The following is a 13,903-nucleotide window of genomic DNA, read 5'->3' on the forward strand; positions in this document are numbered from 1 at the left end:
CAGGCCTCAGACAAGGTTGTACCTCTGGAGGAGGAGCAGCTCGTCGAGGGTGAGCTTCTCGCCCTTCTTGAACTTCTCAAGGGCCTCGACGGCCTTCTCGAAGCTGGCGTCCTTCTTGGCGTGCATCCTGGCAACGAGCCTGTAGGCGATGAGCTCCTTGTGCTTCTCGTCATACTCCCTTATCTTCCTCTCGATGCTGCGGAGCTCCTTCCTGACTTCCCTGATCCTGTCGCGGAGCTCGACGACCTTGGCGTGGTACTCGTCTGCCTCCTTTTTGACCTCGTCCGCCTGGTTGAACGCCGCTATCATCTGCTCGTGGAACTGCTGGCTCTGGTTGGCGAGCTTCTGTATCTCGAGGCTGATGTTCCTCCTGGCCTTCTTGAGCTGATCGACCTTCTTCCTGGACTCGACAAGCTTCTTGTGGAAGCGCTCGGCCTGCTGGAGTATCTCAAGTTCGGTGGCGAGAACCTGTATCTGGTCCACGATCTGCTTCTCCCTGTCGGGCGTGATGTTCGGGTTGGTCTGGAGCTCCCATTCGAGCTTCTCTATCCTCTCCTGGATCTTCGCCGGCGGCATCTTGAGCCTGCGGAGCTGGTTGTACTCGTCCCTCTTGGTGCGGTACTCGAGTATTTCCTGATAGAGGAGGTCAAGCTTCGCGTTTATCTCCTCACGGTTCTTCTTCAGCTCCTGTATCTGCGCGTTGATTTCATCGCGCTTGGCCTTGTACTCCCTGCCCTTCTGGCGGAGCCCCTTGACCTCGTTGTTCTTCTCGTCCCTCTTCTGGATCCAGATTTGAAGCTCCTTTTCAAGCTCATCCAGTTTGGCCCTTATCTCGTTTCTCTCCTTTTCAAGGGCCTCTATCTCCCTCTTGATCCTCTTAATCTCCTCTGGGTCCACTTTCGTCTGCATCGCTCTTACCCCTCTCCCTTTTTAGAACAGCTGACCTGCTCAAACATTTCTGGACTCAAAAAGGAATGAGCAAATAAAAACTTTTTGGCCAAAATTCCCTCAACCGGAGAAAAATGGAAACACAAAAGGGAAAAGACCTCACTTGCCGACCTCGCCCCCCTGCGTGTACGGCATGAACTCCACCGTGCCCCTCTGCTTCATTGGCTGCTTGTAGAGCTCCATCAGGGCGTAAACCTCCTCCGGAACGTCCGTGCTGACGTGAAGGCCCAGCCCCCCGGCCTGCTCATAGGTTATCGGGTAGTCGTGCGTCCATCTGCCCTCGGTGAGCACCCGGGCAAGCTCCCGGGCCTTCTCCTCGCCGTAGCGGTCCTTCAGCAGGGTGTAAACGAAGTCGCGGACTTGCATTATGGCCTTCTCCGCAACGTCGGCCAGGATGAGGGTCTGGTCGTCCACCCTGTCAACTCCCTTCCTCTCGACGGCTCTCACTATGCTCGGCCCGGGATACTGGCCGAGCTGCGGGTCAACCGGCCCCAAAACCGCATGCGGGTCCATTATTATCTTGTCTGCCGCGAGTGCTATCAGTGTTCCGCCGCTCATGGCGTAGTGGGGGACTATGACGCGCGTTTCAGCAGGGTGGTCGTGAAGTGCCTTCGCTATCTGCGTCGCGGCAAGTACGAGGCCTCCGGGGGTGTGGATTATCAGGTCTATCGGCCTGTCCTTGGGAGCCATTCTTATTGCCCGGAGGACCTCCTCGCTGTCCTCGACGCTTATGAACTTGTAGAAGGGAATTCCAAAGAGGCCTATACTCTCCTGCCTGTGAATCATCGTTATGACGGTTGAGCCCCTCTTCTCCGAGAGCCTCTTGAGAAGTCTCGCCCTGGCCATCTGAAGGCTCCTGTACTGCATCTGGGGCCACAGCAGGATGTACATGAAGAACAGCCACCACAGCAGTGAGCCGAAGAATCCGGTAGCGGCCTCTCCCATGTTATCACCGAAGAAAGGAGGGAGAGGAGATATTTATAGAATTTGGTTCAGCCCTTTATGACCTGCGTTCCGGTCTTTCCTTCGAGGGCCTCGACGGCCCTGTCGAGGGAAGCTATTACGGCTCTCTCCCCACCCCACTCGACGAACCTTATAACCGCCAAAACCTTCGGTCCCATGCTTCCTTTCTTGAAGTGCCCTTCCTCATAGTACTTCTTCAGCTCCTCGACGGTGACCTTACCTAACCAGCGCTCATCGGGTTTGCCGAAGTTCACCGCCGCGCCGTTCACATCGGTCAGAATCATAAATATGTCCGCGTTTACTTCCTCCGCCAGCCTCTCCCCGGCCAGATCCTTGTCTATAACCGCTTCGACGCCCCTGAGCTGACCGTTCTCCTCGATAACGGGGACTCCACCGCCCCCGCTGGCTATAACGATGAAGCCCTTCTCAACGAGGTCCTGGATGATTTCAGCTTCAACGTGACCCTTTGGATCGGGGCTCGGCACGACCCTCCTCCAACCCCTGCCGGAGTCCTCTATCACGGTCCAGCCCTTCTCCTTCGCGAGCTTTTTTGCCGTCTCCTCGTCGTAGAAGGGTCCAACCGGCTTGCTGGGGTGCTGGAAGGCCGGATCGTCCTTGTCAACTATGGTCTGGGTGACTATCGTCGCCACCGGCCTGTCCATTCCGCGTCTCTTCAGCTCGTTCCTTATCGCCTGCTGGATCATGTAACCTATCTGGCCCTGAGTCATTGCTCCAGCCACGTCCATCGGCTGGGCAGGAATGCCGTGAGTAGCCTGACCGGCGTCCATGTGGAGGAGTAAAGCACCGACCTGGGGGCCGTTTCCGTGGGTGATTACAACCTCGTAGTCACCGTCTAGGATTATATCCACTATCTGCCTGGCCGTCTTCATGACGTTGGCCATCTGCTCCTCGTAGGTTCCCTTTTGACCTCGCTGAAGGATTGCGTTACCGCCCAAAGCTATTACAACCCTCTTCATAACCCTCACCTCCGGGATGGATAGATACGCGGGGGAGGATAAAAACGTTCGTTAGGAGCCAGCCCTGTTCACTGGAAAAAGGTTCGAAAGGCCGGGAAATAAGTTGGCAAAGGTAAAGAATAGCAGGCCCCAAAAGGGCGGCTCTCCTCAGAGATACCACTCGGAGAAGCTTCCCAGCCCAAGCCTCTCGAGCGTCCTCATGACGCCGAGGGCGATGCCTTCAACCTCTATCCCTCCGGGTGGCTTGTACGCATCGCCGACGATGTAGACGTCCTCGATTGGGAAGTCCTCAATCACTTGACCGCTCGCGACCCTGTTCACCGGGTTCCCGTCGAGGTAGGTCTGGATGAGAAGGATTTCGCCCTCTTCATCGAGGTTCGGGAAGATTCTGTAAATGTCCTCGATGCCCTTCCTCTGCTCTGCCTTGACGTTCCTGCCCTGCAAAGCGTGGTGGAGCATTATCAGGGTGTAGCCTTCCTTAGCAAGCTCCGGGCTCAGTGAGGAGGGCTCGTTGTAGCCGTTTACCCTCTCAGTATCGAGGGTGAAAACGACGGTGTTGCCAATCCTCGATCCACCCTTCAGTGCCACGTTGTACTTTATGCCCTCGCTCGGCTTCAGTGAATCAACGCGCTTGAGGTACTCGCGGTCGAAGTTGTCCCGGCCGATCAGCTCGATGGTTTCTTTTATTCCGATGTTGGAGATGAGAACGTCGTACTGAAGCTCGTCGCCGTCGGAGGTGATGACCCTCCTTGCCTCAGGGTCGATTTCGACGGCCCTCTTCTTCGTAATTATCCTTCCACCGTTACTGAGGATTATTGAGCTCAACGCGTCGGGGATAGACTTACAGCCGCCCTTAACCAAGCCCGGCCCACCCCACTTCAGGGCCGCCTTTATCTCCCTCGCCAGCTCACCAGCAGGAACGTCCAGGACGCTGTCGGCCCAGCCGAGGAAGCTCTTGATGAAGAGGTCAACGAACTCGTTGTCGCCTATCCTTTCCCTTATCCATTCTCTCCCGCTCATCTCGGCCTCTTCTCCCTTCGGCAGTTTGTTCCTCTTTATATCTGCCAGGAGCTTCATTGCCCTGGCTTTTTCGGTGAAGCTCAGGTACTTCCAGCCATCGCGGTAGTGGAAGGTTCTCCCGTTGTAGAAAATCATGCCCTTTGGATTCGAGTTCACTATTTGGACGTTTGCCTCAAGGAGCTTAAGGAGGTGCGCTAAAGGCCCGTCCTCACCGTGGGGAAGCATGTGGAACGCTCCAGTAGAGAGGCCGAAGCCCCTGTAGTTTAGATTGGTGAAGCGACCGCCAGTGTAGGGGGCTTTTTCAATGACGGTAACTTGGTAGCCGTTTTTGGCCAGGAACGAGGCCGTCAGAAGGCCGCCGATTCCGGAGCCTATTACAACTGCCCTCATTTCTCTCACCTGAAAACCTGAGGGAAGGGGAGAATATAAGGGTTTACCTATTGCATGGCTATGCAAGTCCTTTACTCAGGCGTATTTTCGTCGATCCTACTGGAAAACCTTAACTCCGAAAAAAATTGTACCAGAAAAAAACGAAGAAAGTTTACTCATAGTAAATGAAAAGCTTATAAAGGTCAGTGAATTATATATCGCAAAAACGAAAGCCTCTCCGCGAGCACGTACGTGGCAATTGATTCATCCGCGTTTTGAGGTGGGACGATGAGGGAAAAAATCCTAGCTACCCTTTTGATTTTATTGAGCATCACGGCCGTCATCTCAATAACGAAAACGCACACTGAAAACGCCACTGCACTCAATATAACAACTCCCTCATGGACAAACTGGACGGTAAGGCGCCTTTACCTCGTCCAGGATCCGGTTACAGGTGGCTGGAACGGTGACGTCTCTTTTACAATACTCCCAAGCCTGTACCATACATATCACGGCGTGATGACGCTGGCCCTTCTGAACCTGAGTCCAGCACATCCCGAAAAAACCATGGAGTTCCTGAGAGAAGAAGAGGAGAATTTTTACAGCGGTCGGAATTATCCTTCGGTTCTTGACGCCTATTACCTGTTAGCACTCTTTAAAGAGTTCAATATAAGCCCCAGAAACAGGGGGGCCTTCGAAAACTTCATCATTGAGGACATGGAGAGGTCAAATTACACATTTCTGCATGCAAAAACTCTCATTCTGCTTAACTCCACCCTGGCGAAGAACGTTTCCATGTCCCTCTGGCTCGAGCTGAGGCCGGAGCACTCACTGGACTTCCTGTGGGACTTCCTTCAGCTCAGGGGGCTTCTTCTGGAGTCGGGATATTCCTCCTATGAAATACCTAACTACACCGTGATGTATGACACCGCGAGGGCCGTGTTTGATGAGGCATCCCGTAGAATAGAGAACCTTGGTTTCTTCGACCTCAAAACCATGGCGAGATTCATGCGGGAGGAGCACATCAAAAACGAAACGCTGAGGAGAAAAATACTAACGAGTATTCAGAAATACAAGTGCCCTGATGGCTCATACTCCGACACGAGGGGTGCCAAAAAGGGATACATCGACACCACCCACTGGGCGGTGGAGACGATAACCTATGCGGGGGGAGAAGTCGGAGAAGACACTGTAAGCTACCTGCGGTCCCTTGAAGGGCCCCTGGGGGGTTTCATAGGCATCCCGAACTACATTGTGCCGAATCCCGTGGGCACTGCCTTCTCCGTGATGACCCTTAAGCTTTTGAATTCAACGGTGCCCAGTGAGACGGCAGTCAGGAACTACCTGCTCACCGAAATCTCACGGGAGAGTAAACCGAGCCTGATATGGGTTGAATACAGGGCACTAAAGAAGCTTGGTGTGTCCAACAGTGATCTTAAAACGAGAGTAGAACCCCGTCTGAAAAGCTTCATCGCCAACATGAACCTCTCGGAGGTTTATCAAAACCACCACCTGCTGAAGGATATATACTATCTCCTCGTAACGAGCAGGGAACTGGGCATTGAGATCGATGAACAATGGAAGGAAAACGTGACCTCCTTCGTTTTGGGACTTAGGGATAGCGATGGTGGATTTGGTAGCAAAATATCAAAGATAAAAATTAACCGGCTTGAAATAACTCTTTACTCTGTCCTGATCCTCAATGAGCTTGGGTACGAATACAGGGACGAAAAGACAGTGGAGTTCATCAAATCCAGCAGAAACGGCGCATTGTGGTGGTCCCTACCAATAACTAGGTACGCTTTGCTGGCTCTAAGTTCAATGGGGGCCAAGATTGACGGGAAAGAAGAGATAGTAAAGGCGCTTGAGCTGAGGAAGTGTCCCTATGGCTTCTTCTCCTACGCCCCCTGCGAGCACCCCGAGCAGGGAGGGTCGATACCAACGTTTTTAGCGCTCGATACACTCAGGTTTCTTGGTTATCATTAGCCAGCCGCATTTTTACATTTTTAGATTTGAGCCAGTCATAGGGTAGAAAACCGACAATCGTTCTTCCCGCAAATAGATAGAAAAATGAAAACTCAGAGCCTCCAGTCCACACCGAGAGCCTCGCTGTATGCGTCAAGAACCCTCTCAAGATACTCCTTGGCGGTGCCGACCTTGTCGATTCTGAACTTCTCGGCCCAGCGCTCGTTTCCGAACTCCTCGCTTCCCGCTGAAACAAGGTCTATGACGCGCATGCTGTCCCAGAACGCCGGGGTGTAGCCTGCTTTCTTGGCGTACTCTATGAGCCTCTTAATCTGCTTCTTGGCGTGTTCCTCCATGTCAACGTTCTCGCCGTAGGCGTCCATGAAGAGGGCCTTAAGGACTGGCTTCATCCAGCCTCTATGAAATCTGCACCAGCCGACGTTGTCGTACCAGAACTCCCAGAGGGCGCTCGCTATTATCTTGCTCGCCAGCTCCTCCGGCTCAAGGAAGACGCCGAACTGGTAGAAGGTCCAGTAGCGACCCTGAATCGGGAGCGGTATGTAGTTGCCTATCGCCCAGTACATCGTCGGCGTCATCTCTCCGTTCTCGCCGAGCGGAACGAAGACGCCGTAGTCCTTGAAGCTCTCGCCGTACTTCAGCCTGTCCTTGAACCTCTCGTCGAGGATAACGCTGGCCTTCCTCTTTCCGAGGCCGATTATCTTTGCTATTTCGTTCTCGGCGAAGGCAACGCGGTGGGCTAATTCAGCCACGAGCTTGGCATTGACCTCGCTCGCCTCCACCGGTCTCTCAAGAAGGGCCTCTTTGGTGAACTCCGGCTTTCCGCTTATGCCCACCTCCTCCGGCTTGAGCAGACCGCGGTGGATTAACTCCAACACCCATGCGGCAGTTCCACCGAACTCTATGGCGTCGAAGCCCATCGCATCTGCCGCGTGGACGCTTATGTCGCTTGCCCTTAGGGAGATGCTTCCGCTGAGCGGACCGTTGGCCTCGTAGGGTTCGTACTCAACGTGGTGGCCGCGGCGGTACTTCTTACAGACCACCGGGCACGGCTCGCCACACGTCGTCCAGTTCTTCGGCTTTATGGCTTCTTCGTTGAAGGGCCCCCAGTAGTGCTTCATTATGTTCTCGTGGATTTTTATGCGCTCTTCCTTTTCGATGTATGGCATCTGCCAGTTGAGTACCGGAACGAAGTCGCCTTCGGCCGGGTAGTTGCCGCCGAAGGTTCCGCCAGTGTTGAGCTTGGGGTTGAAGCGGTACTTGGTGGTCTTCTCACTTATAATCTCGTTGTAGGGCTTCTTGTGGACGCCTTCAACTATGCCCTTGGCCGTTCTGAAGTTGCCGATGTCCTCTCCCGGGAAGGTTCTCTTCCTCGGCTTCCCGCCGAAGATTATTCCGACGACGTTGTGGGCTCTAAGCAAAACGCTTCCAGAGCCCCCGCGAGCGGCCCAGTCCTCACTGCCAACCAAGCGTTCTCCCTTCCTGAGCGCCTGGGAGAATATCGCGCCGTAGTTGGTGTTTAGAGCGGCGGGCCCTACAACGGCTATGCGGTACTCGAAGTCGAACTTATCGCCAAAGGTATCGATGAGGTACTGAGTGAGGGCATAGACTCCTTCCTCATCCTTGTAGCCCCTCCATATCTCGATGACCTTCTCAAGCTCGATCTCGTGGAGCTCAACCCTCACGCTCTCTCCATCGTTGTAGAGGAGAACAACGACGGGCTTCTCGGCTTTGCCCTCGAAGGTCACGAAATCAATACCCACGTTCTTGAAGGCGTAAGCCGCTCCGCCCATGGCGGAGGGGAACAGGGTTCCGTAGAGGGGGGAACGGAAGAAGAACATGAGCCTGTGTGCTCCGGGCAGGGTCGAGCCCGAGAAGGGCCCCATCCCCATAACCACGACGTTCTTCGGGTCGTATGGCTCAACCCCGTAGGTTTCGAGGTTCTCGTGAACCTCTATGCCATAGTCTATGACCCCATATATCCCGTCCCTCTCCAGCTCCTCACTCTCCACCTTCTTCTCGTCCAGATTGAGCCTGAGAACTGTGAACTTCATGACTCCCACCCCTGTGTATCACTCCGAGTGTTAGTTTTGGGCTGAAGAATATTTAAGGCTTCCGATGGGCCTATCAAAAAAGTTGGGCGGGAGGTTATAAAAACCTTTAGCAATCGGGACGGCTGAGGGCAGCTGCAGAGACCAATGGAGAAAAAGGAAGGGATCACTCGATCTTCTCGAACCTCTCCTCGAGCCTCTTGAGGACGCCCGGGAGGGTGGTGTACTCCATGTCCTCCATCGGGAGCCTGTGGGGCTCGAACGGGCCGTGCCTGCGCATGTACTCTGCTATCTCCAGAGCCTTCTGCCTGGCGCCGTCGAAGGCCGGGTCGTCGAAGAGATCAACCGGACCGACGAGCTTCCCTTCTGGGCTTATCTGCCAGCCGAGGGCGACGACGCGCGGCGGGCCGTCGAACCTCGTCGGGTTGGCCTGGTGCATCGGGACCGGCATGACCGGGCCGTTGTGGGAACCCCTCATCCATCCGCTGACAAGGTGCGGGAAGGCAAAGGGCTCGAGAACCTCACCAAGGGCCGGCAGTCCGCTCTGGGCGCGGACTATCGCGACGGGGTCGTCCTTCCCTATGTACTCGCCGGCTATCTCAAAGAGCTTCTCGGTGCTCACAACAGCGACCGGCTCGTCCTTGGGTATCTTGTGCCCCTCCTTCGGGAAAACGCGCTTGATGACGTACCTGCTCTTGGCGCCGATGAGGGCGAGGAGGTCGTAGAGCTCCTCAGGAGTGTTAAGGATCACGCGCTTGTGCTCCTTTATGTCCCAGACCTCAAAGCGGAAGCCCATGTGCATGTTCGGGTCGATGACGAGGCCAGCTGTATTGAACGGGTCCGCGAACATTCTGAATATCGGCAGGTTGAATGCTCCCGGCTCGGTCTTGTCCATGTGGAACGTGACAACGGGCTCGCTCTTCCTGAGGGTTATCTCCATCTCGGCTATTCCGGGACCCATGCCCCTTATGTTGCCACTGAAGGCGTCCTTGAGGAGGTCCTGGCCGGCACCGTAGAGGCCGAGCTCCTTGGCAACCTTGGTGGCCTCCTCGAAGGCCTTCCAGGCCAGGCCGTGTATCTCGGAGCTGTCAACACCCTTCCTGTGGGTTATGATGAGCTGAAGGTCATCTCCGCAGGTGGCGACGTAGAAGTCAATGATGGTTCCGTCCTCGACGGCCTTTGAGAGAACTTCCTCGGCCGTCTCGACGAGCTGAGGGTGCACCCTCGAGTGCCCCGGCCAGCCGCCGATGTCGGCCTTGATCACGCTGAGGGTTATCTTTTCTCCAACTGCCATTGGCAACCACCGATAGCTTTAACCACTTTTATGCTTATAAAACGTTAATATCACCGTCGATGATACACAAAAAGGAGTCAAAATTCGGGAAGTCTAAGGGTGCAGGAGTAAGAACGAGAGGGACCTCACTCGCAGATGTCCGTCCAGCCAAACTCCTCCCTGGCTACATTGATAAGGTTCCTGAGTTCCTCTTTCTTGATGTTGACACTGGAGCTCGCCCCGACGAGGGCTATGATGCCGTGCACCTCTTCCTGAACCTGAATAACGTCGTCACTGACCTTGACTATGCGGAGCTCCCTCCTGGCGGTCTCGTCGTCGCTTATCTTGAACTTGTCCTTTCCAATAACCACTGGCTCCTCCACGGTAATCACCAGAATATTTTTGTAAGCCAAAGTTAATAAAACTTCCGGGAGCAAAGTTTATAAACCTCTTCCCGCTAAGCTTAAGCTGGACGGGGGCATGGTGTAGCCTGGTCCATCATCGCGGGCTCCAGAGGTATGAGGACTTGCGGGTTTGCTGATTTGGGGATGAGCCTTTGGAGCTCTGACCCGGAGAAACCCGCGGACCGGGGTTCAAATCCCCGTGCCCCCACCATTGAAACTTTTCTGACGAAAAGTTTCATCAAAGTTTGTGATTCCTTTCGAAGTGCCAGTTTTTAAGGGACGACGGCCCCAAAAGAGTTTTTGACCAATTGGCGATTCTCCCCAAAGCCATTTCTGAGTTGTTTCTAATTAAGAACTCTCACTTTTTCGACCGAATCCCGGCAAAAACTCGCAAAAATCAGAGGAATGCACGCCGGTGGCGTGCCTCACTTCAGCTTCTCCAGGATTATCGCAGGGCAGACCTTGGTGACGCCATCAAGCCTGCCTATCTTGTTGGAGATTATGTCGGAGAGGTCCTCCCCATCCCTGGCCCAGACCTCGGCCATTATCATGTGGTCACCACTGGTCAGGTACACCTCCCTCACGAAATCGAACTCCTTGAGCTTGCTCGCAACGTCGAATATCTTCTCCGGCAGCGTGTCAACGCCCGTGAGGCTGACGAGGTTGTAGCCGAGCTTCGATGGATCCACCACGACGGTGTACTGCTTTATAACCCCCGCCTCCTCCAGGGCCTTTACACGCTTCCTTACGGCGGTCTCACTTATGCCCAGGACCTTCGCTATCTCCGTGAACGGAGTGCGGGCGTCCTTGGTGAGCATCTCGATTATGATGTTATCTCTCTCGTCAAGCATTTTCATCACCTCTATTTACCTCTATGCAGACCAAGTATATTAAGTTTTTGAACCCAGGGGTTCTAAAATTAAACCCCAAGTTTAAGTTTGACAACCGTCTCCACGTGGGGCGTGTGCGGGAACATGTCAATGCCGGTGGCGCTTTCGACCGCGTACTGCTCTCCCAGTGCCTCAAGGTCCTGAACAAGGGTCTTTGGATTGCAGGAGACGTAGACGATGCTTTGCGGTTTGTCTTTTAAGATTTTCCTTATCAGTTTGGGATGCAATCCCGCCCTTGGCGGATCAACTATTACAGTATCGTATTCAGAAAGATTTTCGACATCCTTATCCTGCCCAACCCTGAACGCGGCATCAACGCCGTTGAGCTCGGCGTTTCTGTTCGCCATCTCCACCGCAAAGGGATTTACCTCAATTCCCTCAACGGAGAATCCCCTTTTGCCAAGATAGATGCCAAAGGTTCCCACACCGGAGTAGAGATCGAGGACTTTCCCACCGTCGACCAGTTCGGCCACCTTCCTAACCAGCGTTACAGCGGCATAGCTGTTCGTCTGGAAGAAGCTGTTTGGATGGATCAGATAGGTAACGTCGTCAAGACGCTCCCGTATGAACTCGCTTCCCCAGAAGCGCTCTATCTCTCCATAGGAGACGTCGCTCGGGGTCCTGTTCACACTCCAGTACACCGAGTCCGCATAGTCAAAATAGTCGGGAAAGGACTCAGGAAGACTGCCCTCCGAGGTAACGAGGTTCACCATCAGTTCACCCGTGAACTTGCCCTCACGGATGACGATGTAGCGCAAAAAGCCTTCGTTCTTCCGTATCTCGTACAGACTCGGCTTAAAGTCCTCTATAAACTCCCTCAAGGATCTGAGAACCCTTCCGCTGGATTCGCCGAAGACGGGGCACCACCCGATGTCAACCGCGTCCCACCAGGTACCGCGCCTCCTGAACCCAATCCCATTTGTCGAAATGACAACATCGATGCGGTTTCTGTGACCGTAAATCATGGGTGATGGAATAACTTCGACGTCCATACCAAGAAGGGCCGAGAGCTTCTCCGCCTTGAACTCAACCTGCCTCTCGTAGGGGATGTGCTGAAGAAGACACCCGCCGCAGACCCCAAAGCTGGGACACACCGGCTCCACTCTATGGGCGGAAGGTTCCACGACCTCAAAATCGGTGGCAATCAGGGTTCTCTTTTTCTTCCGCCATTTTCTCACTTCAACAACGTCGCCGGGTGCTGTGAAAGGAACGTGGATTTCCCTCTTCCCCACACGTACAACGCCCAGTCCATCATGATCGAGCCTCTCAACGATTCCCCGCATACTCCTCCCTCCCCGATACGCTTTATAAACCTGCCCTTGGACACCTGCCAACCATGCTCACGGAAGGTTTATTTAGTTCGTTAACGTAACTAGTAACGGTGCCACCGAATGTTCGGCAGGCGTAAGGATGCTGTGTATAGAATACTCGCCACAAAAAAGAGGGCGGTCGCCCTCCAGAGCCTGAGCGCCGAACTCGAGACACCCGCACCCGCGGTCTTCAGGGCCGTGAAGGAGCTGGAATCCGACGGTCTCGTTGAGGTCTTCTACGGCCAAGACAAGGCCGCCATAATGGTTCGCGCCAAAACAATAGGGGACTACATCTGAGCCCCTTTCAATAATTTATCTTTTGTAGAATTAATGCAACAGGAGGCAGGTCAATGGTATCCATAGTGATCACAGGGAGGGGGGGTGCGGGAAAAACAACGATGAGCGCAAACCTGAGTACGTACTTCTCACGGAGGGGCTACCGCTCGCTCGTCGTGGACGGTGACCTGTACCTTCCAAAGCTCGCCTTTCACTTCGGGATATACAACCCCCAGTACAACATCCACACCCTTCTGAAGAATCCGAACATGAGGGTTGTTCAGGCGGTGTACCACGACCCCAGAACGGGCGTTGACATACTCCCGGGCAGTTCAAAGCTCTACGACGTCATCAACCTGGATCAGAAAAGACTGAGGGAGATAGTGAGGGAGATACAGTCCAAGTATAACATCACGATAATAGACTCCCCGGTCGGCATACCCTTCGATACGATATCCACCTTCCGGCTCGCCCAGTACCAGCTCATCATAGTGGAGATAGAGCGCTGCCCGATACACTCCGTCCACAGGATGATCGAAAACGAGGTCGTGAAGCTTAAATCGCTGGGGGACGCGTACGGCCTCAAGGTTGGCGTGATACTCAACAAGGTGCGGGAATCATCCCAGAGCGTGGACGATATAATCGACTTCCTCGAGTACAGTGTGGACGTGCCCGTGGTCGGCGTCATACCTTTCGATCACAGAGTTCCGGAGGCAACGAACATGGGTCGGCCGGTTATAGACTACGCGCCCCACACCAAGGCATCGCGGGCGATAGCCGAGAGCGGCGACATCCTGAAAGAGTGGATATTCGGAAGGGAGAAAAAGGAGGGTATGCTACACAGGCTCTACGGGGCGATACTTTCATTCCTTCACTCCGGCAGAGTCCCTGCGGGCAAAAAGCTCTGAAACCGTGACCAGGGGCATAAACCGGTACTCCTCCCCTATTCTCTCACCGGCCCCTTCCTCCCTGTCAACCACCACGCTTATAGCTGCTATCTCCGCCCCAGCCTTCTCCAGAATCTTGGCCGCGCGCAGAACGCTTCCCCCTGTGGTCGTCACATCCTCGACGAGGAGTATCCTCTCGCCGGACTTCACCTCTCCCTCGATCTGGCTTCCCGTGCCGTGTTCCTTGGGCTTCTTGCGGACTATGACGAGGGGCTTTCCGGTTTCCAGGGACAGGGCCGTCGCTATCGGCACCGCTCCAAGCTCCGGGCCAGCAATCCTGTCGAACTCGATGCCAAACGCTTTAGTCCTCTCTGCCATCAGCCTCGCGATTATCCTCAGTGCCCTCGGGTTGGTGGAGAGCTTCTTGACGTTGATGTAGTAGTCGCTCTCTTTTCCGGAGGTGAGAACGAAGCGGCCGAAGAGTATGGCTCCCTCGGAGAAGAACATGTCGATGAGTTGGCCTTTCATATCCTCCATTTTGGACACCCTCGT

13 protein-coding genes and 1 tRNA gene are annotated in these 13,903 nt (G+C 54.4%); 4 read left to right on the forward strand and 10 right to left on the reverse strand.

Features of this window, described 5'->3' with window-relative positions; genetic code table 11:
* Positions 1-6: 6 nt before the first annotated feature.
* From TIRI35C_RS10065 to TIRI35C_RS10080, 4 genes are all read right to left on the reverse strand, one after another.
* Positions 7-909: a coiled-coil protein gene (locus tag TIRI35C_RS10065; protein ID WP_188202728.1), complete on the reverse strand. Its 903-nt coding sequence runs from the start codon at positions 907-909 to the stop codon at positions 7-9.
* 138 nt (positions 910-1,047) lie between these two features.
* Positions 1,048-1,893: an SDH family Clp fold serine proteinase gene (locus TIRI35C_RS10070; RefSeq protein ID WP_188202729.1), complete on the reverse strand. Its 846-nt coding sequence runs from the start codon at positions 1,891-1,893 to the stop codon at positions 1,048-1,050.
* 47 nt (positions 1,894-1,940) lie between these two features.
* Positions 1,941-2,888 (reverse strand): carbamate kinase, encoded by a 948-nt coding sequence (arcC, locus tag TIRI35C_RS10075; RefSeq protein ID WP_188203223.1) that lies wholly within the window; start codon positions 2,886-2,888, stop codon positions 1,941-1,943.
* Between the two features lie 147 nt (positions 2,889-3,035).
* Positions 3,036-4,298 carry a phytoene desaturase family protein gene (locus TIRI35C_RS10080; RefSeq protein WP_188203224.1) on the reverse strand — a complete coding sequence of 421 codons (1,263 nt, stop codon included), beginning with the start codon at positions 4,296-4,298 and terminating at the stop codon, positions 3,036-3,038.
* 267 nt (positions 4,299-4,565) lie between these two features.
* Here TIRI35C_RS10080 and TIRI35C_RS10085 point away from each other — a divergent pair, with 267 nt between their 5' ends.
* Positions 4,566-6,263, forward strand: coding sequence for a prenyltransferase/squalene oxidase repeat-containing protein (locus TIRI35C_RS10085; RefSeq protein WP_188202730.1), 1,698 nt, complete (start codon positions 4,566-4,568; stop codon positions 6,261-6,263).
* 92 nt (positions 6,264-6,355) lie between these two features.
* On the opposite strand, the gene gor is transcribed toward TIRI35C_RS10085, so the two are convergent.
* From gor to TIRI35C_RS10100, 3 genes are all read right to left on the reverse strand, one after another.
* Entirely contained in the window at positions 6,356-8,314 is a 1,959-nt protein-coding gene (gene gor, locus TIRI35C_RS10090) for a glyceraldehyde-3-phosphate:ferredoxin oxidoreductase (RefSeq protein ID WP_188202731.1), read from the reverse strand.
* 163 nt (positions 8,315-8,477) lie between these two features.
* Entirely contained in the window at positions 8,478-9,605 is a 1,128-nt protein-coding gene (gene fbp / locus TIRI35C_RS10095) for a fructose-1,6-bisphosphate aldolase/phosphatase (RefSeq protein ID WP_188202732.1), read from the reverse strand.
* Between the two features lie 125 nt (positions 9,606-9,730).
* Positions 9,731-9,967, reverse strand: coding sequence for a hypothetical protein (locus TIRI35C_RS10100; protein WP_188203225.1), 237 nt, complete (start codon positions 9,965-9,967; stop codon positions 9,731-9,733).
* Between the two features lie 91 nt (positions 9,968-10,058).
* Between TIRI35C_RS10100 and TIRI35C_RS10105 the strand changes: the two genes are divergently transcribed.
* Positions 10,059-10,199 (forward strand) — tRNA-Trp (locus tag TIRI35C_RS10105).
* A 214-nt stretch (positions 10,200-10,413) separates the two neighbouring features.
* On the opposite strand, the gene lrpA is transcribed toward TIRI35C_RS10105, so the two are convergent.
* Positions 10,414-10,839: an HTH-type transcriptional regulator LrpA gene (lrpA, locus tag TIRI35C_RS10110; protein ID WP_188203226.1), complete on the reverse strand. Its 426-nt coding sequence runs from the start codon at positions 10,837-10,839 to the stop codon at positions 10,414-10,416.
* Between the two features lie 68 nt (positions 10,840-10,907).
* Positions 10,908-12,161, reverse strand: coding sequence for a 23S rRNA (uracil(1939)-C(5))-methyltransferase RlmD (gene rlmD / locus TIRI35C_RS10115; RefSeq protein ID WP_188202733.1), 1,254 nt, complete (start codon positions 12,159-12,161; stop codon positions 10,908-10,910).
* Positions 12,162-12,269: 108 nt separating this feature from the next.
* Here rlmD and TIRI35C_RS10120 point away from each other — a divergent pair, with 108 nt between their 5' ends.
* Positions 12,270-12,485, forward strand: a complete 216-nt coding sequence (locus TIRI35C_RS10120) for a helix-turn-helix domain-containing protein (protein ID WP_188202734.1) — start codon at positions 12,270-12,272, stop codon at positions 12,483-12,485.
* Positions 12,486-12,538: 53 nt separating this feature from the next.
* Entirely contained in the window at positions 12,539-13,372 is an 834-nt protein-coding gene (locus tag TIRI35C_RS10125) for a MinD/ParA family ATP-binding protein (RefSeq protein WP_188202735.1), read from the forward strand.
* Here the strand turns inward: TIRI35C_RS10125 and pyrE are convergent.
* Positions 13,328-13,879 (reverse strand): orotate phosphoribosyltransferase, encoded by a 552-nt coding sequence (gene pyrE / locus TIRI35C_RS10130; protein WP_188203227.1) that lies wholly within the window; start codon positions 13,877-13,879, stop codon positions 13,328-13,330. The genes TIRI35C_RS10125 and pyrE overlap by 45 nt on opposite strands.
* Positions 13,880-13,903 lie beyond the last annotated feature (24 nt).

It is taken from the genome of Thermococcus camini (assembly GCF_904067545.1).
Taxonomy (GTDB): domain Archaea; phylum Methanobacteriota_B; class Thermococci; order Thermococcales; family Thermococcaceae; genus Thermococcus; species Thermococcus camini.

Excerpts from the sequence above, each read along its gene's own strand:
- TIRI35C_RS10070 (WP_188202729.1), bottom strand. The coding sequence starts at position 1,893 with ATGGGAGAGGCCGCTACCGGATTCTTCGGCTCACTGCTGTGGTGGCTG.
- TIRI35C_RS10080 (WP_188203224.1), bottom strand. The coding sequence starts at position 4,298 with ATGAGGGCAGTTGTAATAGGCTCCGGAATCGGCGGCCTTCTGACGGCC.
- gor (WP_188202731.1), bottom strand. The coding sequence starts at position 8,314 with ATGAAGTTCACAGTTCTCAGGCTCAATCTGGACGAGAAGAAGGTGGAG.
- TIRI35C_RS10125 (WP_188202735.1), top strand. The coding sequence starts at position 12,539 with ATGGTATCCATAGTGATCACAGGGAGGGGGGGTGCGGGAAAAACAACG.
- TIRI35C_RS10065 (WP_188202728.1), bottom strand. The coding sequence starts at position 909 with ATGCAGACGAAAGTGGACCCAGAGGAGATTAAGAGGATCAAGAGGGAG.
- lrpA (WP_188203226.1), bottom strand. The coding sequence starts at position 10,839 with ATGCTTGACGAGAGAGATAACATCATAATCGAGATGCTCACCAAGGAC.
- pyrE (WP_188203227.1), bottom strand. The coding sequence starts at position 13,879 with ATGAAAGGCCAACTCATCGACATGTTCTTCTCCGAGGGAGCCATACTC.
- rlmD (WP_188202733.1), bottom strand. The coding sequence starts at position 12,161 with ATGCGGGGAATCGTTGAGAGGCTCGATCATGATGGACTGGGCGTTGTA.
- fbp (WP_188202732.1), bottom strand. The coding sequence starts at position 9,605 with ATGGCAGTTGGAGAAAAGATAACCCTCAGCGTGATCAAGGCCGACATC.
- arcC (WP_188203223.1), bottom strand. The coding sequence starts at position 2,888 with ATGAAGAGGGTTGTAATAGCTTTGGGCGGTAACGCAATCCTTCAGCGA.
- TIRI35C_RS10120 (WP_188202734.1), top strand. The coding sequence starts at position 12,270 with ATGTTCGGCAGGCGTAAGGATGCTGTGTATAGAATACTCGCCACAAAA.
- TIRI35C_RS10085 (WP_188202730.1), top strand. The coding sequence starts at position 4,566 with ATGAGGGAAAAAATCCTAGCTACCCTTTTGATTTTATTGAGCATCACG.